Here is a 21736-nt window from a genome sequence, read left to right on the forward strand (position 1 = left end):
CTAAGACAACAAGGAGAGAACGTGAACAAGCGCTTCCTCGCGGCCGGCGCCTCGGTTGCCGCAGCCGCTATGGTGCTCACCGCCTGCACACCCCCTGGCGGAGGCGACGACAGTGACTCATCGAAGGACACCGCCGTCAACATCGGATGGAACGAATCCTTCCGTTCGATGAACACTCTGACCGCGAACGGCAATGCGACCTCGAACGCCATTCTCACTTACATGATGAATGACAACTTCGGGTACTACGACGGTGACCTCGAGGTCCAGGACGGAGCCCTCGGCAAGGTCGAACAGGTCTCGGAGGATCCTCTCAAGGTCAAGTACACCTTCAACGATGATGCGAAGTGGTCCGACGGCACCCCGGTCGATGCAGCGGATCTCGCCCTGACTTGGGCAGGCACCTCAGCGAACTTCAACACCGTCGAAGCGAACAACAACGATGACGGATCGGTGAAGAAGAACGACGCGAAGACCGTCTACTTCGACTCCTCGACCGCCGGCTCGGCTCTGGTGAAGAAGTTCCCGGAGATCTCCGACGACGGCAAAGAGATCACGCTCGAATACTCGAAGCCGTATGCTGACTGGCAGACCGAATTCGGTACCGGTGCCGACGGCGTCGGCGTTCCCGCTCACATCGTCGCGAAGAAGGCCCTCGGAGTCGACGATCCGGAGAAGGGCAAGGAAGCGATCCTCAAAGCCATCAAGGATAAGGACACCGCGAAGCTCTCAAAGATCTCGAACACCTGGAACACCGGGTTCGACTTCACCTCGATGCCGGACGACGAAGACCTGCTCGTCCACAACGGTCCGTACAAGATGACGAAGTTCGAAGAGGGTCAGTACGTCACCCTCGAACTCGACGACAAGTACACCGGCCCCGTCAAACCGAAGGTCAAGACCGTCACGATCCGCTACAACGGCGATCCGATGGCGATGATCCAGGCGATCGAGAACGGTGAGGTCGATATGACCCAGCCGCAGGCCACCGCCGATGTGCTCTCGGCCGCCGAGAAGCTCGACGGAGTCAACGTCGATGCCGCCGACGGTGCCACCTATGAGCACGTCGACTTCACGTTCGACAACAAGGGCCCCTTCGACCCCGAGGCGAACGGCGGTGACGAGGAGAAAGCGAAGAAGGTCCGCCAGGCGTTCCTCAAGACTCTTCCACGCGAAGACATCGTCGACAAGATCATCAAGCCTCTCAACGACAAGGCCGTCACCCGTGACTCCTACTCGCAGGTGCCCGGTTCACCGATGTATGACGCGATCACGAAGGAGAACGGTGTGGTCGACGCGACCACGGTCGACATCGACGAAGCGAAGAAGCTTCTCAAGGAGGCCGGTGCCGACGCTCCGACGGTCCGAGTCATGTACGACAACACGAACTCGCGTCGCCAGCAGGAATTCCAACTGATCAAGGAATCGGCCGAGAAGGCCGGTTTCAAGATCAAGGACGTCGGAGACGTCAACTGGGGCACCCGCCTCGGCGACGGCACCTACGATGTCTCGTTGTTCGGCTGGCAGTCCGAGGGTACGGGAGTGACGGAGAACGATGCGAACTTCCGCACCGGGGCTCAGAACAACTACGGCGGCTACTCGAACGAGAAGACGAACAAGATCCTTGACAAGCTCCTCGTGTCCGAGGAGGACCAGCAACAGGATCTGCTCATCGACTTGGAGAAGCAGCTGAGCGAGGACGCCTTCGGCGCCCCGATCTTCCAGTTCCCCGAACTGACGATCTATCGCGACAGTGTCAAGAACGTGAAGTCGACGTCTGTCTCGCCGACGATGTTCTGGAACTACTGGGAGTGGGAAGTCAACTGATCCGCGACTGACGCGATCGGTTCTTCTCCACCCAAGCCTTCTGTGGGGATCACTGTGTGATCCCCACAGCGGCGTTTTCGGAAGATTGAAACAGGAACCCCCAATATGATCAGATTCATTCTCAGACGACTGCTGTCGACGGCACTCGTGCTCCTCGTCGTCACCTTCGTCCTCTACCTGCTGCTCAACGTCGCCCTCGACTTCTTCTGGGACCTGCGTGCGAGCACCTCCCCGAACATCGAGGCACTCTACGAGTCGCGACGCCGACTCCTCGACCTCGACACCCCTGCGGTCGTGCGCTATTTCAAGTGGCTCGCCGGAGTCGGCGGATGCGCCATCGGCCAGTGTGACTTCGGCATCGCCTGGAAGTCCGGTCAAGAGGTCACCGACCAGCTCCAGGGTGCGATCGTCAATACCATCAAGCTCATCACCGCCTCGACGCTCGTGGCCATCGTCCTCGGCATCGCCGTCGGAATGATCTCGGCGATCCGCCAGTACTCGGGCTTCGACTACTTCATCACCTTCGTCTCGTTCCTCCTCTACTCGCTGCCGGTCTTCTGGGTGGCAGTGCTGCTCAAGCAGTATGGTGCGATCGACATCAACAACTTCATCAACGATCCGACGCTCGACTCCTGGTGGCCGATCATCATCGCCTGTGTGGCGATGGGGCTGTTCTGGATGGGTGCACTCGGCGGCAGCGGGAGACGACGCATCATCACGTTCGCGTCCGCCACGCTCGTGACCTTCGCCGTGATCTACTACATTCTCGCGAGCGGCTGGCTCCAGCATCCGAGCATCGGTCTCGTCGGCGTCATCGTCATCGGAGCCGGCGCAGCCATCGTCATGACGTATCTGTCGACCGGTCTGAAGAACCGTCGCGTGCTCTATGCCTCGCTGGCCACGGTCGTCATCGGTGCACTGCTGTACTGGCCTCTGCAGAACCTGTTCTACTACGTCGGAATGAACTGGCTGTGGATGTTCGGTCTTCTCATCATCACCGTTGCCATCGCCATCGGCGTCGGGTTGGCCTTCCGCGGCCCCGACCCGTGGGACACCGCACGCACGACCAGCTTCACCGCCATCATCATCGCCGTCCTCATCTTCTCTGATCGCGTGCTGCAGGGATGGCAGGAGTATTCGGACGATCCGGCCATCAACAATCGTCCGATCGCCACGATCGGCGCCTCGGCGCCGAACATCGACGGAGACTTCTGGATCACGAACCTCGACTCGTTCACGCATCTGCTGCTGCCCTCGATCGCCCTCGTCCTCATCTCCTTCGCCTCGTATACCCGCTACACAAGGGGTTCGATGCTCGAGGTCATGGGGCAGGACTACATCCGCACGGCTCGGGCCAAAGGCCTCAACGAGCGCACGGTGGTCATGAGACATGCGCTGCGCAATGCTCTGCTGCCGCTGGCCTCGGTCGTGCCTGTCGACATCATCACGATGATCGGCGGTGCCGTGATCACGGAGACGATCTTCGGCTGGAACGGCATGGGCAAGCTCTTCATCGACTCGCTGCGGCAGGCCGAGCTCGATCCGGTCATGGCCTACATCCTGATCACGGGCCTGCTCGCCATCATCGCCAACCTGGTCGCGGACTTCCTCTACGCCGTCCTCGACCCGAGAATCCGAGTGAACGCATGAGTACCAACAACGACAATCAGAAGGCTCTCGCTCTCGACGACGTCGGGGACAACGCGATCGAGTCGAAGGAAACCGAAGGCCTGTCTCAGGGCAGGATCGTCCTGCGTAAATTCCTCCGCCACAAAGGCGCGATGATCAGCATCGTCGTCCTCGTGCTCGTGGCGATCTTCGCCTTCAGCGCACAGGGCTTCGGAGCCGTGCCCGGGTGGTGGAAGTTCTCCCACACCGCCTCGGGCCCCGTGGTCAACCCCGGCGGCGCGCCGACCTGGTCGCTGTCGAACATCTTCTCTCCCGGTGACCATCCCTTCGGACAGGACGAGATCGGCCGCGACAACTTCGCCCGAGTGATGAAGGGAACGCAGATCTCGCTCGTCGTCATGTTCGTCATCGGCATCGTGTGCCTGATCATCGGCACGATCGTCGGCGCCGTCGCCGGGTACTACCGCGGTTGGGTCGATTCGGTGCTCATGCGCATCACCGACGGCTTCGTCATCCTGCCGGTGATCGTCGTCGGCTCGATCCTCGGCGTGCTCGTCGGCGGAGCGAACGGCCCCCTGCTGGGCGTGGCACTCGGCTGCATCCTCTGGGTCGGTCTCGCCCGCCTCGTCCGCGGTGATTTCATGTCTCTGCGCGAACGCGAATTCGTCGATTCGGCACGTGTGGCCGGAGCCAGCGACTTCCGGATCATGTTCAAGCACATGCTGCCCAACGCCATGGGCGTGATCATCGTCAATACGACGCTGATCATGAGCCAGGCGATCGTGCTCGAGGCTTCGCTTTCCTACCTCGGCTTCGGCATCAAGCCGCCCGGCATCTCGTTGGGCCAGCTCATCAGCGAATATCAGACCTCCTTCGCCACCCGTCCGTGGCTGTTCTGGTGGCCCGGTCTGTTCATCATCGTCATCGCTCTGTGCGTGAACTTCATCGGCGACGGTCTGCGCGACGCGTTCGACCCGCGGATGAAGACCATCCCGAGCTGGCGGAAGATGAAGAGGGCCGAGCGCATGGCGCAGAAAGGGGCGAAGTGATGGCTGAGAAGACAGCAGCTACCCAGCCGAAGAAGGGATCTCCGATCCTCGAGGTCAAGGACCTCGGCGTCCAGTTCTGGGTCAGCGACGAATGGTGGATGGCTGCCGAACACCTCGACTACACGGTCAACGCCGGTGAGGTGCTCGCGATCGTCGGTGAATCCGGCTCCGGAAAGTCACAGTCGAGCATGTCTCTGCTCGGACTCCTGCCGAGCAACGGCCGGGCCACCGGTTCGGCGAAGCTCGGCGGCCGTGAGCTCATCGGGATGCCGCCGGAGAAGATGCAGAATGTGCGCGGCAACGAGATCTCCGTGATCTTCCAGGAGCCGATGACCGCGCTCAACCCGGTCTACACCGCCGGGTATCAGATCGTCGAGACCCTGCGGGTCCACCTCGACATCGGCCCGACCGAGGCGAAGGAACGGGCTCTCGAGCTCATGCGCCTCGTCGAGATCCCGGACCCCGAGGACCGGTTCCACTCGTTCCCGCACCAGCTCTCGGGTGGTCAGCGACAGCGCATCATGATCGCGCAGGCTCTGGCGTGCCAACCGAAGCTGCTCATCGCCGATGAGCCGACCACGGCACTGGATGTGACGGTGCAGGCCGAGATCCTCAAGCTCATGCGTGAGCTGAAGTCGAAGCTCGACGCCGGCATCATCCTCATCACGCACGACATGGGTGTGGTGGCCGATATGGCCGACCGCATCATCGTCATGCGCGCGGGCAAGGTCGTCGAAGCAGGCACAGCGGAGGAGATCTTCTACCACCCGCAGCACCCGTACACGAAGCAGCTCCTCGACGCGGTGCCCCACCTCGGCGCCGGCGCAGAGGGGGAGGCCTTCGGTGCGAACATCGACGATGTCGAAGCATCGCTGAGCGATATCGGTACGGATCAGGCCGAACACGCTTCGGATCCCGTGGGTCGCTCGGAAACCGGACCCGGCACGGACAAGATCTCGATGGCAGCAGATGCGGACATGGCGCTGGCCGAAGCCCGCGAACAGGCGACCGAGACGGACCGTCCCGAGATCGAGATGGATTCGACGGACACGTACTACCATCCCGGTTCGCAGGCGGACTTCTCGAAGCCCTCTGCCCTGCAGCTGCGCGACGCCGCGATCGAGTATCCGGCGATCGGACGGAAGAAGGCCTTCCGCGCCGCCCACCACATCAACCTCATGATCGCACCCGGTGAGGTCGTGGGGCTGGTCGGCGAATCCGGTTCGGGCAAGACGACGATCGGGCGTGCCGCGCTCGGTCTGCTGCCCACCGTCGAAGGCGATATGGTCGTCAACGGCACGAGCATCAAGGGTCTGAGCAACAAGCAGATGCGTCCTCTGCGCAAGGAGGTCGGCATCGTATTCCAGGATCCCGGCTCCTCGCTCAACCCGCGTCTGCCCGTCGGTGAGTCCATCGGCGAACCGCTCTACCTGCACGAGAAGATGAAGGGACCGGCGCTGAGCAAGCGGGTCGAGGAGCTGCTGACCGCGGTCGAGCTGCCCACCTCGATGCGCAACCGGTACCCGCATGAGCTCTCGGGCGGACAGCGGCAGCGCATCGGCATCGCCCGAGCCCTGACTCTGCGACCGAAGCTGCTCATCGCCGATGAGCCGACGTCGGCACTCGACGTGTCGGTGCAGGCGAAGGTCCTCGACCTGTTCGAGGGGCTGCAGAAGGACTACGGGTTCGCCTGCCTGTTCATCAGCCACGACCTCGCGGTCGTCGAGCGCATCGCCGAACGCATCGCGGTGATGCGGCACGGCTACCTCGTCGAGATCGGCAAGTCCTCTCAGGTCGTGTCGAACCCCGTTCACCCCTACACGCAGCGCCTGCTGTCGGCGGTTCCAGTTCCGGATCCCAAGGAGCAGCGTAAGCGTCGGGAGGCCAGGGACGCCGTCCTCGAAGCCACGATGAACGCCTGAGTTCACTCACCCATACGGCCACCTGCACGCGAGAGTGTGCGGGTGGCCGTATAATTGTCTGTTGGGTCCGGGCTGGACCGATCTCTCTATCTCAAAAGGTTCTTGATGACTGAAGCCATCACGCGACGGGAAAACCGCCGCAATGTAGCAATCGTCGCGCACGTCGACCACGGCAAGACCACTCTGGTCGATGCCATGCTCCGGCAGACCGGTGTGTTCAGCGAACACGGCGACTACGCCGAACGCATCATGGACTCCGGCGACCTCGAACGCGAGAAGGGCATCACCATTCTCGCGAAGAACACCTCGGTGCTCTACAACGGTCCCTCGGCCGGCGACGAACCCATCGTCATCAATGTCATCGACACCCCCGGCCACGCCGACTTCGGCGGAGAGGTCGAACGCGGCCTGTCCATGGTCGACGGCGTCGTCCTCCTCGTCGATGCCTCCGAGGGCCCGCTGCCGCAGACCCGCTTCGTGCTGCGCAAGGCGCTGGCCGCGAAGCTGCCGGTCATCCTGCTGATCAACAAGACCGACCGTGCCGATGCCCGCATCGACGGAGTCGTCGAGGAGTCTCAGGACCTGCTCCTGGGCCTGGCCTCCGACCTCGCCGTTGAGGTCCCCGACCTCGACGTCGACTCCGTCCTCGACGTGCCCGTGGTCTACGCGGCTGCGAAGGCCGGCGCCGCCTCCCTCGAACAGCCCGCCGACGGAGCCGTGCCGGACAACCCCGACCTCGAACCGCTGTTCAAGACCATCCTCGAGACGATCCCGGCTCCGGAGATCAACGAGGACGGTGTCCTGCAGGCGCATGTGACCAACCTCGACGCCTCGCCGTTCCTCGGCCGTCTGGCGCTGCTGCGCATCTTCGGCGGCACGCTGAAGAAGGGTCAGCAGGTCGCTTGGGCACGCGGAGACGAGATCAGCTCGGTGAAGATCACCGAGCTGCTGGAGACGCAGGGCCTCGACCGAGTTCCTGCCACCGAAGCCTCGGCCGGTGACATCGTCGCCGTGGCTGGCATCCCGGACATCATGATCGGTGACACGCTCACCGACATCAACAACCCGAAGCCGATGCCCGCGATCGTCATCGACGATCCCGCCATCTCCATGACCGTCGGCATCAACACCTCGCCGCTGGCCGGACGCGAGAAGGGCACGAAAGTCACCGCCCGCATGGTCAAGGACCGCCTCGACCAGGAACTCGTCGGCAACGTCTCACTCAAGGTCGTCCCGACCGAGCGCCCCGACGCCTGGGAGGTGCAGGGCCGCGGAGAGCTGGCACTGGCCATCCTCGTCGAGCAGATGCGCCGTGAGGGCTTCGAACTCACCGTCGGCAAGCCGCAGGTCGTGACCAAGCAGGTCGACGGCAAGGTTCACGAACCCTTCGAGGAGCTCACGGTCGACGTTCCGGAGGACTACCTCGGCGCCGTCACCCAGCTGCTCGCCGCCCGCAAGGGCGTCATGTCGACCATGACGAACCACGGCACCGGTTGGGTCCGCATGGAGTTCAAGGTCCCCGCCCGCGGCCTCATCGGCTTCCGCACCCGGTTCCTCACCGAGACCCGCGGCACCGGAATCGCGAACACGATCTCCGCCGGATACGGTCCGTGGGCCGGCAACATCGAGTTCCGCGTCAACGGATCGCTCGTGGCCGACCGTGCGGGCGCCGTGACCCCGTACGCGATGATCAACCTGCAGGATCGCGGAACCTTCTTCGTCGAACCGACCTCCGAGGTCTACGAGGGCCAGATCGTCGGCGAGAACTCGCGCGCCGATGATATGGACGTCAACATCACGAAGGAGAAGAAGCTGACGAACATGCGTTCGGCCTCGGCGGACTCCTTCGAGAACCTCACCCCGCCGCGCAAGCTCACCCTTGAGGAGAGCCTCGAATTCGCTCGCGAGGACGAATGCGTCGAGGTCACCCCGGGTTCGATCCGCATCCGCAAGGTCGAACTCGATCAGAAGGAGCGGGCAAAGCTCTACGCCAAGCTGCGTCGCCAGAACGCCTGATCCGACACCACCGAATGACCTCGAGCACCCAGGATCCCATGTCAGTCACGCCACGCGTCCTCTTCGTGCACGCTCATCCCGACGATGAGACGATCACGACGGGAGGCACGATCGCCGCACTGGTGTCCGAGGGTGCCGAGGTCATGGTGCTCACCGCCACGCGCGGTGAGGGCGGCGAAGTCATCCCGGACGAGCTGGGGCACCTCGAGGGTGACCGGCAGGGACTGGCACGGGTCCGCGAACAGGAGATCGCCGAGGCGATGCGTGCCCTCGGAGTGCGGACGCATGCGTTCCTCGGCGGCACCACCCGCACCTTCGAGGACTCGGGCATGGAGTGGGGCTCGGACGGTCACGCCCGCCCGGCACAGTCCATGAGTGCCGATGCCCTCTGCGCGACGGACATGACCACTGTGGCCAGGCACATCGCCGCCGTCATCGACGCCTTCGAACCGCACGCGGTCATCACCTATGCCGGCAACGGCGGGTACGGTCATCCCGACCACGTGCGCGTCCATGAAGCCACCACCGTCGCGGTCGACCTCGCCGAGTGGCGCACCGGCCGGCTGCTCTACGTCGACACCCCCGCCGAGGTGGCCCGCGCGGCCTTCGACCCCGACCAAGACGGATTCGCCGCAGCCGGGTTCGCCCCCGCCGAACACATTCCCGCCAAACCCCCGGTCGATCGCATCGTCATCGGCCAGGACGTGACCTCCCAGCTTCCCGCCAAGCGGGCCGCCCTCGAGGCGCACCGAACGCAGGTGAGCGTGGCCGGGGACTTCTTCGCACTCTCGAACGGCGTCGGTCAGCGGATCGGCGACCACGAATACTTCTCCGTCGGCGCCGGAACCGAAGTCCCCACCGACGCCCTGTCAGATGGGCAGGCCGCGCACGTGCTCACCGGGCTCGATCTCGCCGCCGTCGACGCGCAGGATCATCATGCCGGGCAGGCACGCTCCGCTCAGGCCGCACCGCTGCGCAGGGATCGGTCGCCGAGGCGGCCCGGCGTCTTCGCCTACCTCCACGCCGCCGTCCTCGGACTCCTCATCGCCTTCCTCGGCGCTATGCAGCACCTCAACGTCACGGTCGCCCACCTCGGTGGGACCCCTGTCATCCTGCCCTGGGGACTCGCACTGTCGCTGCTGCTCGCCGCTGCCGGCCTGTGGCATGTGAAGACGATGTATCGTTCCAGCTCACCGATGCTGGTCGCAGCAATCGTCATCGCTGTCATCTCGTACGTGTTCGGGCAGCCGAACTGGCTGCCGGGCGCGGATATGATCGTCACCGGCATGCTGCGCTCCGTGGCTTGGCTGCTGGGACCGATGATTCTGGCCGCCGTGTTCTCCTTCATCAAGGTCGGTCCCGTGACCGACGTGCACCGCGCGGATCGGACTCGTTAGACTCATCCGAACAGAACCGAACCAGTCGTCTCGACACACTCGGGAGAATGATGCCGACCCAGACCCTGTCCGACGGAACCCCGAAGCCCGAAGGGCCGCGTTCAGCCGGCGATGACGTGAAGAAGCGGAGGATCTGGCCTTTCGTGCTCGGCGCCGTGGTCGTCCTGGCGGCGATCTATATCGTCATCGGGTTCTTCAGCGGACGGGTGCTCACGCCGGGAACCACCGTCGCCGGCATCGACATCGGCGGCAAGAGCGCCACCGAGGCCGAGAACACTCTGCGCAACGACCTCAAGGACGCAGCGGAGCAGGACATCACCCTGCAGGCCGGAGAGCCCACCGCGAAGCTCGAGCCCGCCGAGGCCGGCATCACCTTCGATGCCGAGGCGACGGTGTCGAAGGTGACGGGCTTCAGTCTCGATCCCACCGTCATCTGGCATCGCCTCTTCGGCGACGATGAGGTCGCCCCGGTCATCGACGTCGATGGGGAGAAGTTCGATACGGCCACCGACAAGGTCACCGAATCGCTGGCCGTCGAGCCCAAGGACGCGGAACTGAGCTTTGAGACGACGAAGCCGAAGGTCAAGGACGGAGTGGTCGGACAGACCGTCGACGCCGACGCGGTGCGCGCCGCCGTCGACGAGCACTGGCTGCGCAACGAGGACGCACTGCCGGTCGAACCGACGAAGGTCGATCCGGACATCACCACCGCGGAGGCGAAGAAGACGGCGTCCGGCTTCGCGAAGGACGCTGTGAGCAAGGACCTCACCATCACTGCGAAGCCCGGGAAGGATGCGGACTCCGAGGTCAAAGGCGGTGACCTGACGGTGTCCCCGAAGACCATCGCCAAGACACTGACCTTCGAGAAGAAGGACTCGAAGCTGGTGCCCGTCTTCGACAAGGACGAGCTGGCCGAAGCGGTCCTCTCGGCGAACAAGGACATCGGCAAGCCCGCGAAGGATGCGAGCTTCACGATCAAGGACGGCAAGCCGAAGGTCGTCCCCGCCGTTGACGGAATCGGAATCAAGGCGAAGGAACTGACGAAGGCCGTCACCGATGCGATCGAAGACGATTCCTCGACGCCCACCGTGAGTCTGGCCTCCGTCGAACCCGACTTCACGACGAAGGACGCGAAGAAGGCCGACGTCTCCGACACCGTGTCCGAGTTCTCCACGGGGTATAACTCCGAACCCAACCGTGACAACAATCTGCGGGTGGCGACGAAGAAGGTCTCCGGGACCGTGCTCAAGCCCGGAGAGCAGTTCTCCCTCAACGAGGCACTCGGACAGCGCACCGCAGCCAACGGCTACAAGCCCGCCGGTGTGATCTCCGAGGGACAGATGAAGGAGGACTTCGGCGGGGGAGTCTCACAGGTGTCGACGACCCTGTTCAACGCCGCCTTCTTCGCCGGCTTCGATCTCGACGAACATCGGGCGCACTCGCGGTACATCTCCCGCTATCCGGAGGGTCGGGAGACGACACTCGATTGGTCCTCGATCGACCTGAAGTTCACGAACAACTCGAAGACACCAGTCGTCCTCGACATGTACCTCAAAGGCGGAGAGGTCCACGCGAAGGTCTTCGGCGTCAAGAAGTACGACGTCAAGGCCGACGCCTCGGACCGCTTCAACCACACATCGGCCGGATCGATCACCGAGAGCGGCTCATCGTGCACACCGCAGGCACCCAAGGGCGGATGGTCGATCAGGATCACCCGCACGCTCAAGGACATCGAATCAGGACGGACGTCGAAGGACGGCTTCACCACGGTCTACCGACCGGTGAACAAGGTCGAGTGCAAGGGCTGAGATCAGCCCTGTTCGGCGTACCAGGAACGGTGGCGCACCGTCGCACCGAGTGAGGTGAAGAGACTCAGCGAAGCCTCGTTGCCCAGCTCGATGTCGACGAGGTAGGACCGCACCCCGCGCTGAGCGAGCAGTGCCGCAGCGGCGCGGACGACCGAACGACCGGCCCCTCTCCGACGCAGGTCCGGGCGGGTGATGAGATTCGTGATGACGCCCCATTTGCTGCGTTCGACGACCCGGCAGACAGCGACCATCGAACGGGAGCCGTCAGGATGTTCGGCGTAGGCGGTGACGAACTCGCAGGGCTGGTCGGCTTCGATCAGGCCGCGGAAGGCCGCGGCCGAACCGGGCGCATCGCCGGGGCTGCGCTGACTCGTCCACGCCGCGAAATGCTCGGAAGTCGGCGCATCGGCGACGTCGATGATGAGGCCGGCCGCGGCCGCCTCGGCGGGGTTCGAGGCTCCGTCGGCCGCCTCGGCGGTGGATCCGGTGAGCAGGAGGACGGCCTCGGAGGGGGAGTACCCGCGGGCCGAGAGCAGCGGTGCCAGCCCCTCGCACTCGGGAGCCAAGGTCGAGGAATCGTCGGCGGAGTAGATCTGGACCCGGCTCGGCTTCTCCCGACTCCGGTACCACTCCTCGACAGCATCGAGGCCCTGCTCCCACCCCAGACCCGAATCGGTCACCGGAAGACAGCTGTTCGCGCGTCGGGTGGTCGAGTCCGAACTGCGCAGCAGCCAGCCCTTCTGCAGCAGGTCGGCGTCGGACTCGCCGCCTTCATTGCGCAGGTTCTCCACGTGCAGCCAGGACACGTCGTCGGGCAGCCACGCGGCCGCGGAGATGCGGCGCAGATCGACGGCGGAGACGATCTCGTGGGTGCGGCCGGCTCGGGTCGGCGCAGGCGGCACCTCGTGGACGAGGAGGATCTGGGCGCGGGGGATGCGCAGCGGACCGCGCTTCGTGTCGATCTCGACGGCCGCCTCGTCGGCGGAGGTGACGACACCGAGCGCATCCGAGGTCGAATGGGTGTCGCCGGGTTCGAGCGAATACCGGATGACCACTCGTCTGCCGGGCTGCAGATCGTCCACTTCGTACCTTCCAACGTCGAACGTGTGCCCTCCCACCCTATGACACTGCGCGGCGGGTCAGCCGCAGGCATGAGGAGGGACCGCAGATGCAATGCGAATCACCTCGGGCCGGTGGTCACCGGCAAGGGGTGAGGGCGTATCGTTGGGGGTATATGCGCACCATCCATGAGTCTTCCAAGGAGTCAGTCCAGTGACGTACATCATCGCCCAGCCCTGCGTCGATATCAAAGACAAGGCCTGCATCGACGAATGTCCGGTCGACTGCATCTACGAGGGCGAACGCAGCCTCTACATCCACCCCGACGAATGCGTGGACTGCGGAGCCTGCGAACCGGTCTGCCCCGTCGAGGCGATCTTCTACGAAGACGATGTGCCCGAGGAATGGGAAGAGTACTACAAGGCCAATGTCGAGTTCTTCGACGATCTCGGTTCGCCCGGCGGCGCCGCGAAGCTCGGCAATACGCACAAGGACCACTCGATCATCTCCGCGCTGCCTCCCCAGAACAACGACTGAGCGATGACGAACTCTTTCGGCCTGAACCTGCCGGACTACCCCTGGGACCGGCTCACCGACTTCCGCGTGCGCGCGGCCGAGCACCCGGGCGGAGTGTGCGATCTGTCGATCGGCACGCCCGTCGACCCGACTCCCGAGGTCATCCGTCGGGCACTGGCCGACGCCGGCGACGCCCACGGATACCCGACGACGACCGGCACCGCCGAGCTGCGCGAAGCCATCGCCTGGTGGTACGAGACCTGGCATTCGGTGACCCTCGACCCGGTTGCTGAGATCCTGCCCACCGTGGGCTCGAAAGAGCTCGTGGCCTGGCTGCCGACGCTGCTCGGGCTGCGACAGCGCGGCCTGTCCGTGGCCTGTCCCGCGGCTGCCTACCCGACCTACGAGATGGGCGCGACGATCGCCGGTGTCGACTGTATGCGCATCGACGCCGCCGAGGTGGCTGCCGGCGCTTCGCTCGAAGGCATCGGTCTGCTGTGGATCAACACCCCGAGCAACCCGACCGGCGAGGTCCTCGACGCCGACACCCTCGCCGAGGTGGTCCGTCGTGCCCGCGAAGCCGGAGTCGTGCTCGCCTCCGATGAGTGCTATGGCCTGCTCAACTGGGAGTCCGACGAACCCGCGCCGAGCGTGCTGTCGGCGGCGGGGGAGACCCATCAGGGTGTGCTCAGCGTGTACTCGATGTCGAAGCAGTCGAACCTCGCCGGATACCGGGCGGCCTTCGTCGCCGGAGACGCTGAGCTCATCGCCGATCTCACCCGCTCCCGCAAGCATGCGGGAATGATCGTGCCATTCCCGATTCAGGCGGCGATGGTCGCTGGACTGCGCGACACGGACCATGTTCGTGAGCAGAAGGAGATCTACCGCCGGAGGCGGGAGCTGCTGCGCTCCGGCCTCGAGGACTTCGGATTCCGTATCGACCACTCGACGGCCGGCCTCTATCTGTGGTCCACGGCGGACGAGAACTGCTGGGACTCCCTGGCTGACCTCGCCGAACTGGGCATCATTGCAGGTCCGGGGGAGTTCTACGGAGAGGCTGCGGACGATCATGTCCGGGTGGCCCTGACCGCAAGCGACGAACGGATCGAAGCGGCCGCGGACAGGCTCCGCGCAGCGGCCGACTGAGTCGCTGCGGGCTGTCTGCTGAGCGTTCGCCAAGGTGACGCTAGGGCCACGTTCAGCTTGAAAAAACTAGCGTCTGACCAGGTCAAAAGTATTACCGACCAGTAGATGCAGGGTGCAGTGATTTTCTCATTCCTGCAGATGTCGGTAGTCTTTGATGGAACTGTGCAAGACACCTCAGGAAGTTCTTGAGGTGCGTCTACGGTGAGGAGATCGTATGACTTCGGAGGCGAACCTCAGGATCGCTGACACGGAGCTGACACTGCCCGAGGTGTCATCGTCCGCAGGCAACAACGGATACCGCATCGGCTCGCTGCTCAATGAGACAGGATCCGTGACCTACGATCCAGGCTTTGCCAACACCGCATCCACCTCGTCGTCCATCACATTCATCGATGGGGATGAAGGTGTTCTGCAGTACCGCGGCTACCCGATCGAACAGCTCGCTGAGCAGTCGAACTTCGTCGAAGTCTGCTACCTCCTCATCTACGGTGAGCTGCCGACGCAGGAACAGTACGATGCTTTCGACGCCCGTCTGCGCGGACACACGATCGTGCACGAGGACCTGCGGCGCTTCTTCCGCGCCTTCCCGTACGATGCGCATCCGATGCCTATGGTTGCAGCTGCGGTCGCGGCTTTGTCGACGTTCTACCAAGATGACCTCGATGTCTTTGACGAGGACCAGATCGACACCTCGTCGTTCCGGCTGCTCGCGAAGATGCCGACGATCGCCGCTCTGGCGCATCGGAAGAACATGGGACTGCCGGTCATCCATCCGGACAACTCTCTGAGCCTGGTCGAGAACTTCCTGCGGGTGAACTTCGGTGTTCCCGCCGAGGAGTACGAGCCGGATCCGCTGGCGGTCAAGGCGATGGACCAGCTGTTCATCCTCCACGCCGACCACGAGCAGAACTGCTCGACGTCGACGGTGCGCCTCGTCGGCTCCTCGCAGGCCAACGTCTTCCAGTCGATCTCGGCCGGTGTCAACGCCCTGGCCGGACCGCTGCACGGCGGCGCGAACTCGGCGGTGCTCGAGATGCTGCAGCAGATCTCGGCCTCCGACGACGGACCGAAGAAGTTCATGGAGCGCGTGAAGAACAAAGAAGACGGCGTGCGTCTCATGGGCTTCGGCCACCGCGTGTACAAGAACTACGACCCGCGTGCGAAGATCATCAAGAAGACCGCCGACGAGGTGCTCGCCCGTTCCGGCGGCGACCCGCTGCTCGAGCTCGCGCAGCAGCTTGAGGAGATCGCCCTGGCAGACGACTACTTCGTCGAGCGCAAGCTCTACCCGAACGTCGACTTCTACACGGGTCTGATCTACAAGGCGCTCGGCTTCCCGACGAACATGTTCACCGTGCTCTTCTCCGTCGGCCGACTGCCCGGCTGGATCGCACAGTGGCGCGAGATGATCAAGGATCCCGAGACGAAGATCGGTCGCCCGCGTCAGATCTACACGGGCGAATACTCCCGCGACTACAAGGACATCAGCGACCGCTGAGCCTCTGCGGTTGGGCGAACCACGCGACGGCGTCGGTGCAGAATCCTCTGCCCGGCGCCGTCGCGCATTCACCAGCAGCCGCGCGGTGGAAGCGACGAGCAGCCGCGCGGTGAATGCGAGGAGGGCGCGTCCACGTTGTGTGAACGCGCCCTCTCAGGACACCGGCCGCGATACCGGCGGCCGGTGATCAGTGCAGGTCGGGGTTGAGCTCGATGCCCTTGGAGTCGCGGGCGATGGCCTCGACGGCTCCGGAGACCGAATTGCGGCGGAACAGGATGTTGTTCTGACCGCTGAGTTCGGAGGCTTTGACCACAGCGTTGTCCTCGCCGGGGACGGAGACGCGCGTGCCTGCGGTGATGTAGAGGCCTGCCTCGACGATGCAGTCATCGCCGATGGAGATGCCGACACCGGCGTTCGCACCGAGCAGGCTGCCCGATCCGATCGAGATCCGGTGCGTTCCGCCGCCGGAGAGCGTTCCCATGATCGAAGCGCCGCCGCCGATGTCCGAGCCGTCGCCGACGACGACGCCCTGCGAGATGCGTCCCTCGACCATGGCCGAACCCAGGGTGCCGGCGTTGAAGTTGACGAAGCCCTCGTGCATCACAGTGGTGCCCGAAGCAAGATGAGCGCCGAGGCGGACACGGTCGGCATCGGCGATGCGCACACCGGAGGGGATGACGAAGTCGGTCATCCGCGGGAACTTGTCGAGTCCGTAGACGGCGACGGGTCCGCGCGCCAACAGCTTCGCGCGGGTGGACTCGAAGCCCTCCGGCGAACACGCGCCGAAAGACGTCCACACGACGTTGGCGATGTGGCCGAAGATGCCGTCGAGGTTGACGTCGTTGGGTGTGACCACGCGGTGGGACAGTGCGTGCAGGCGCAGGTAGGCGTCGGCCGCCGAGGCGGGGGCGGCGTCGAGGTCGATCGTCGTGGTGACGACCTTGGCGTGGGTTCCGCGGGCATCGTCGATGCCGACGAGGGCGTCGAGACCGTCGTCGGTGACATGGGGTGCGGCGGCCGCCTCGGCGGATTCGGGTGTCTCACCCGTGCTCAGCCTCGGGTACCAGACGGAGAGGACGGTGTCGGAATGGATCGTGGCGAGTCCACGTGCGGAAACGATGCGTTCTGTCATGCCTCAAGCCTAGTCGGTGGCGGCGTACTAGGCTAAGGGACATGACTGTCGATCCATCTGCTGAGACCGATTCCCTCTTCGCGCCTACGACCGGGTTCGGCGACTACCTCTTCGCCGCCCTCGACGACCCTGCCGAGCTCACGGGTCGCCTGTGCGCGATCGAATCCGTGTCCGGCAATGAGACCTCCATCACCGATGCCGTCGTCGACGTGCTCACGCGCATCAGCGACGGTGACGGACCCGAACTCGAGATCCTCCGCGACGGTGATGCCGTCGTCGCCCGCACGAACCTCGGCCTGGCCGAGCGGATCGCCGTGGCCGGGCATCTCGACACGGTTCCCGTCGAGGACAACCTGCCGCCGGTGCGCACGACCATGACCGGTGAGGACTACCCCGCCGACGAGGTCATCTGGGGTCGCGGAGCCTGCGATATGAAGGCCGGGGTGGCCATGCAGCTCGTCACCGCGGCGGCGCTGCGCACACCGTCCCGCGACGTCAGCTGGGTCTTCTACGACCACGAGGAGGTCGACGCCTCCCTCAACGGGCTCGGCCGCGTCGCGCGCAGCCACCCGGACTGGCTGACCGGCGACTTCGCCATCCTCGGCGAACCCTCGAACGCTTCGGTCGAGGGAGGGTGCAACGGCACCATCCGCGTCGACGTCACCACCACCGGAGTGCGTGCCCATTCCGCCCGCGCGTTCATGGGCGTCAACGCGATCCACGCCGCCGCCGAAGTGCTCACCCGGCTGGCCGAACACGAGACGGACACCGTCACCGTCGACGGACTCGACTACCGGGAATCGCTGTCGGCGGTGGACATCAGCGGGGGAGTCGCCGGCAATGTCGTGCCCGACGCCTGCCGCGTCTCCGTGAACTATCGGTTCGCCCCGAGCAAGTCCGCCGCTGAGGCGGAAGCATTCCTGCGCGAGTTCTTCACCGGCTTCGACGTCGTCGTCACCGATGCGGCCGAAGGTGCTCGTCCCGGTCTCGACCGACCGATCGCCCGGGCCTTCATCGACACCCTCGGGCTGTCCCCGGCCCCGAAGCTCGGCTGGACCGACGTCTCGCGGTTCAGTGCACTCGGGGTTCCGGCTGTGAATTTCGGCCCCGGCAACCCGCTGTACGCCCACAAGTCGGATGAGCATGTGAGAGTCGCCGAGGTGGAGCAGGCCACTTCAGCCCTGCGCAGCTACCTCGAAGGCAAGTGAGAACGATGGCGGACAGAGACGCGCGGGACCCCCGCGAGGCGGACCTTCACGAGTCGGAATCCGGGTACTACAGCAAGGGACCGCTGCAGCTGCGCGGCGACCAGGTGCCGGAGACCACGACGGATCAGCGGCTGCTCGAATCGGGGTCGAACGCGGACTGGGTCCACGAGGATCCGTGGCGCGTGATGCGAATCCAGTCCGAGTTCGTCGAGGGCTTCGGTTCGCTCGCCGAGATCGGGCCGGCCGTCTCGATCTTCGGCTCGGCGAGGCTGCACGCGGGCACTCAGGCCTACGCCGAGGCCCGGGAGATCGCTCGACGCCTCGCCGAATCGGGCAATGCCGTGATCACCGGCGGAGGTCCGGGAATCATGGAGGCCGGCAACCTCGGCGCGGTCGAAGGCGGGGGAGTGTCCATCGGTTTGGGCATCGAGCTGCCCTTCGAATCGGGACTGAACGACTACGTCGAACTCGGCGTGAACTTCCGCTACTTCTTCGTCCGCAAGACCATGTTCCTCAAATACTCGCGCGGATTCGTCGTCATGCCCGGTGGCTTCGGGACCCTCGACGAACTCTTCGAGGCCTTCACCATGGTCCAGACCGGCAAAGTGACCTCGTTTCCCATCGTGCTCTTCGGCACAAGCTACTGGCAGGGCCTCGTCGAGTGGATGCGCGGTTCCCTGCTGGCGACGGGCACGATCAGCGAGAAGGACTTCGATCTGTTCACCCTCACCGACGACATCGACGAGGTCGTGGACACGATCGGGCCGGGCGGTCGGGCGTGAGAGACGCAGCCGCAGGACAGCCGGAGACCGAGCGCTTCGATCTCTCCCGAGCGAAGCCGGGGACGCCGGCGATCATGGCCGTGATCAATCGCACGACGGATTCGTTCTACGAATCCGCGGCCACCCTCGACGAGGCGATCACCGCCGTCGCGGCGGCCGCCGCCGACGGTGCCCATATCGTCGACATCGGGGGAGTGCGGGCCGGCCGCGGGAGGGAGATCTCCGTGGCCGAGGAGATCGACCGTGTGTGTCCGACCATCGACGCCGTCGCCCGAGCCCATCCGCACGTGCTCATCAGCGTCGACACCTGGCGGCACGAGGTCGCCGAGGCCGCCTGCCGGGCCGGAGCCGGGCTGCTCAACGACACCTGGGCCGGAGTCGACCCGAAACTCGCCGAGGTGGCCGCCCGGTTCGACGCCGGCATCGTCTGCTCCCACACCGGAGGACTGAGCCCGCGCACCGATGCCCACCGCAGCCGCTACGGACTCACCGCCGGGGACGTGGTCGACGAGACCCTCACCGGTGTGATCGAACTCGCCGAGGCGGCCCGCTCTCTCGGCGTGCCCGAGAGCAGGATCGTCATCGACCCCACCCCGGACTTCGGGAAGAACACCTACCATTCCCTGCGTCTGCTGCGCGAACTCGACCGCTTCGCCGTCACCGGACACCCCGTGCTGCTGGCGATCTCCCGCAAGGACTTCGTCGGCGAAGCCATCGGCGACGTCGCCCCGCAGGACCGGCTGTACGGCACGATCGCTGCGACCGCACTGGCGATCGAACGGGGAGCGGCGATGATCCGCACCCATGACGTCCGCGCCACCGCCGACGCCATCGCTGTCACCTTAGCCGTCACGGGACAGGCCATACCGAAACACACCGTGCGCGGACTGCGCTGAACAACACACCGTGTGCGGTCCGCGCTCAACGCTGCGCCCAGGTCCCTATGCGAAAATGAACCCATGCCTGTGTGGATTGTGATCGGTGTCGCTGCCGCGATCTTCGTTCTCGTGATCGTCATCGCGGCGAGCTTCGACGTCTTCTCCTCCGAGACCCGCGACGAAGCCGAAGACCGGTGGACCGGACTGCCCGAGGACTTCACCAGCGACGACCTCGCAGCCGCGACGTTCCGGCCGGCGTTGCGCGGCTACCGAATGGACGACGTCGACGAAGCCATGGCTGTCCTGCAGGATCGCCTGCGCGAACTGGAGGCCGCCGTGAACGAGCCTTCCGCAGCGCCACCGGAAACATGGGCCCCGCCTGCCTCGTCAGCAGCCGGCGGCGCGAGCGAGACGCCCGCCGCCGCCCCCACGAGCGAGACGCCCGCCACCGCTGCTCCCGTCCCGTCGGCTGCCGCCGCCACCGACGGGACGACCCCACCGGACACGACCGCCGGAGAACGATGAGCCGTCCCGCAGACCTGCCCGGGATCACGCTCGCCCCCGAAGTCTTCGACTCCTCCCGCCTCTCCCGCCTCGGCGCACTGTTCCTCACACTGCCCGTCTGGCTGCAGGCTCTCGCCGTGTACTTCGTCTCGCGTGTGGTGAGTCTGTCGATCTTCGCCGCTGTGCTCAAACGTCAGGACCCGGCGAACTGGTCGTCCTCGCCGGTGACGACCACGCTCAACGACTTCCTCAACTTCTGGGACGGAGGTTGGTACTCACGCGTCGCCGAGGAAGGGTATCCGCGGGTCCTGCCCGTCGACGACAGCGGTGCCGTCACCGAGAACCAGTGGGCCTTCTACCCGCTGCATCCTTCCGTGGTCGCGACCCTGTCGGAACTGACGGGGGTCAGCTATGAGGTGATCTCGCCGATCGTGTCGACGGTGGCCGCCGGGCTCGCCGCGATCGTCATCCTCTCCCTGTTCCGCAAATACGTCGCCGCCGATCAGGCGCTGATGGGACTCGCGCTGGTGATGTTCTTCCCGCCTGCGGCGATCTTCTCCACCGGCTATGCCGAATCGCTGACTCTGCTGCTGCAGGCCATGGCCCTGTTCCTCGTCGTCGAGCGCCGCTACCTGCTGGCTCTTCCGGTCGTCGTCCTCATGGATCTGTCGCGGCCGATCGGGGTGGCGTTCTCCTTCTTCATGCTCCTGCACCTCATCGACCGCTTCCTGCGCCGCCGGGACGACCCGTATCCCGCCGCCGAGGTGGCCCGATCGTGGACGCTGGGCGTGCTGTCATGTGCCGCCGCCCTCGTCCACCCCGTCCACGCATGGTGGGCAACAGGATCCCTGACCGCCTATACCGACACCGAGGCGGCCTGGCACACAGGTGAGACCTCGTTCGTCGTCCAATGGGTGGCGCAGTCGATCAGCCTCATCGGACCGCTGGGTCCGGTGCTGCTCATCGTCGTCGTCGCAGGAATGCTCGCGCTGATCTTCTCCCCGGCGGGAGCACACATGGGACGGACGATGCAGATGTTCTGCCTCGGCTACGGGGCGTATCTGCTCATCTTCTTCAATCCGCAGACGTCGACGCTGCGGCTGCTGCTGCCGCTGTTCCCGATGGCGCTGACCCTCGCCCTGGTGCGTTCACGCGGATATCGGGCGGCGATGCTGGTCGCCTACATCCTCCTCCAGATCATCTGGGTGGGGTACTTGTGGCACTTCACCCCGCCGGCAGACCTTCCCCCGTGATCACCGCTTGTGAAGGAAAGTTACCCGGATCGTCGGGATCGTGGAATAATCTTGAGTACAACATTCGGTGCACCTGGTGTGGACCGTCTTTGCATGACAACGGAAGGAAGAG

The 21736-nt window shown here is 64.9% G+C and carries 17 protein-coding genes; 15 read left to right on the forward strand and 2 right to left on the reverse strand.

The genetic code is table 11. From position 1 onward, the window contains the following. Positions 1-21: 21 nt before the first annotated feature. The 7 genes from GUY23_RS07970 to GUY23_RS08000 all read left to right on the forward strand — a co-directional run bounded on the left by GUY23_RS07970 (position 22) and on the right by GUY23_RS08000 (position 11648). Entirely contained in the window at positions 22-1827 is a 1806-nt protein-coding gene (locus GUY23_RS07970; RefSeq protein WP_166971268.1) for an ABC transporter family substrate-binding protein, read from the forward strand. Positions 1828-1932: 105 nt separating this feature from the next. Beyond that, complete coding sequence (locus tag GUY23_RS07975; RefSeq protein WP_166971270.1) at positions 1933-3477, forward strand: ABC transporter permease; 1545 nt, start codon at positions 1933-1935, stop codon at positions 3475-3477. Then, positions 3474-4505: an ABC transporter permease gene (locus GUY23_RS07980; RefSeq protein WP_166971272.1), complete on the forward strand. Its 1032-nt coding sequence runs from the start codon at positions 3474-3476 to the stop codon at positions 4503-4505. Before GUY23_RS07975 ends, GUY23_RS07980 begins: the two co-directional genes overlap by 4 nt. Then, positions 4505-6427 (forward strand): ABC transporter ATP-binding protein, encoded by a 1923-nt coding sequence (locus GUY23_RS07985; RefSeq protein WP_166971274.1) that lies wholly within the window; start codon positions 4505-4507, stop codon positions 6425-6427. The genes GUY23_RS07980 and GUY23_RS07985 overlap by 1 nt, the downstream gene beginning before the upstream one ends. Before the next feature lie 105 nt (positions 6428-6532). Next, positions 6533-8443 carry a translational GTPase TypA gene (gene typA, locus GUY23_RS07990; protein WP_166971276.1) on the forward strand — a complete coding sequence of 637 codons (1911 nt, stop codon included), beginning with the start codon at positions 6533-6535 and terminating at the stop codon, positions 8441-8443. A 38-nt stretch (positions 8444-8481) separates the two neighbouring features. Continuing rightward, a complete protein-coding gene (locus tag GUY23_RS07995; protein WP_166971278.1) occupies positions 8482-9840 on the forward strand; it encodes a PIG-L family deacetylase in 1359 nt (452 codons plus the stop codon). Between the two features lie 47 nt (positions 9841-9887). Beyond that, complete coding sequence (locus GUY23_RS08000) at positions 9888-11648, forward strand: VanW family protein (protein ID WP_228282797.1); 1761 nt, start codon at positions 9888-9890, stop codon at positions 11646-11648. A 2-nt stretch (positions 11649-11650) separates the two neighbouring features. Here GUY23_RS08000 and GUY23_RS08005 read toward each other — a convergent pair whose 3' ends face one another. Then, on the reverse strand, positions 11651-12730 hold the full coding sequence (locus GUY23_RS08005; protein WP_166971280.1) for a GNAT family N-acetyltransferase: 1080 nt from the start codon (positions 12728-12730) through the stop codon (positions 11651-11653). 190 nt (positions 12731-12920) lie between these two features. Here GUY23_RS08005 and fdxA point away from each other — a divergent pair, with 190 nt between their 5' ends. From fdxA to GUY23_RS08020, 3 genes are all read left to right on the forward strand, one after another. Continuing rightward, positions 12921-13244: a ferredoxin gene (gene fdxA / locus GUY23_RS08010; RefSeq protein WP_166971282.1), complete on the forward strand. Its 324-nt coding sequence runs from the start codon at positions 12921-12923 to the stop codon at positions 13242-13244. Positions 13245-13247: 3 nt separating this feature from the next. After that, a complete protein-coding gene (gene dapC, locus GUY23_RS08015; protein ID WP_166971284.1) occupies positions 13248-14369 on the forward strand; it encodes a succinyldiaminopimelate transaminase in 1122 nt (373 codons plus the stop codon). A gap of 214 nt (positions 14370-14583) precedes the next feature. Further along, the gene (locus GUY23_RS08020) at positions 14584-15867 is read left to right on the forward strand and encodes a citrate synthase (protein ID WP_166971286.1); all 1284 of its coding nucleotides are present in this window, start codon (positions 14584-14586) and stop codon (positions 15865-15867) included. A gap of 187 nt (positions 15868-16054) precedes the next feature. On the opposite strand, the gene dapD is transcribed toward GUY23_RS08020, so the two are convergent. Beyond that, on the reverse strand, positions 16055-16999 hold the full coding sequence (gene dapD, locus GUY23_RS08025) for a 2,3,4,5-tetrahydropyridine-2,6-dicarboxylate N-succinyltransferase (protein WP_166971288.1): 945 nt from the start codon (positions 16997-16999) through the stop codon (positions 16055-16057). 41 nt (positions 17000-17040) lie between these two features. Here dapD and dapE point away from each other — a divergent pair, with 41 nt between their 5' ends. The 5 genes from dapE to GUY23_RS08050 all read left to right on the forward strand — a co-directional run bounded on the left by dapE (position 17041) and on the right by GUY23_RS08050 (position 21624). Next, positions 17041-18207 (forward strand): succinyl-diaminopimelate desuccinylase, encoded by a 1167-nt coding sequence (gene dapE / locus GUY23_RS08030; protein ID WP_166971290.1) that lies wholly within the window; start codon positions 17041-17043, stop codon positions 18205-18207. Positions 18208-18212: 5 nt separating this feature from the next. After that, positions 18213-18989 carry an LOG family protein gene (locus GUY23_RS08035; protein WP_166971292.1) on the forward strand — a complete coding sequence of 259 codons (777 nt, stop codon included), beginning with the start codon at positions 18213-18215 and terminating at the stop codon, positions 18987-18989. Beyond that, positions 18986-19885, forward strand: coding sequence for a dihydropteroate synthase (gene folP, locus GUY23_RS08040; RefSeq protein WP_228282798.1), 900 nt, complete (start codon positions 18986-18988; stop codon positions 19883-19885). Before GUY23_RS08035 ends, folP begins: the two co-directional genes overlap by 4 nt. Positions 19886-19948: 63 nt before the next feature. Then, on the forward strand, positions 19949-20392 hold the full coding sequence (locus tag GUY23_RS08045) for a DivIVA domain-containing protein (protein ID WP_166971294.1): 444 nt from the start codon (positions 19949-19951) through the stop codon (positions 20390-20392). Next, complete coding sequence (locus GUY23_RS08050; protein ID WP_166971296.1) at positions 20389-21624, forward strand: hypothetical protein; 1236 nt, start codon at positions 20389-20391, stop codon at positions 21622-21624. The genes GUY23_RS08045 and GUY23_RS08050 overlap by 4 nt, the downstream gene beginning before the upstream one ends. The last annotated feature ends 112 nt before the right edge of the window (positions 21625-21736 follow it).

The sequence above is a fragment of the Brevibacterium atlanticum genome (genome assembly GCF_011617245.1).
Lineage (GTDB): Bacteria > Actinomycetota > Actinomycetes > Actinomycetales > Brevibacteriaceae > Brevibacterium > Brevibacterium atlanticum.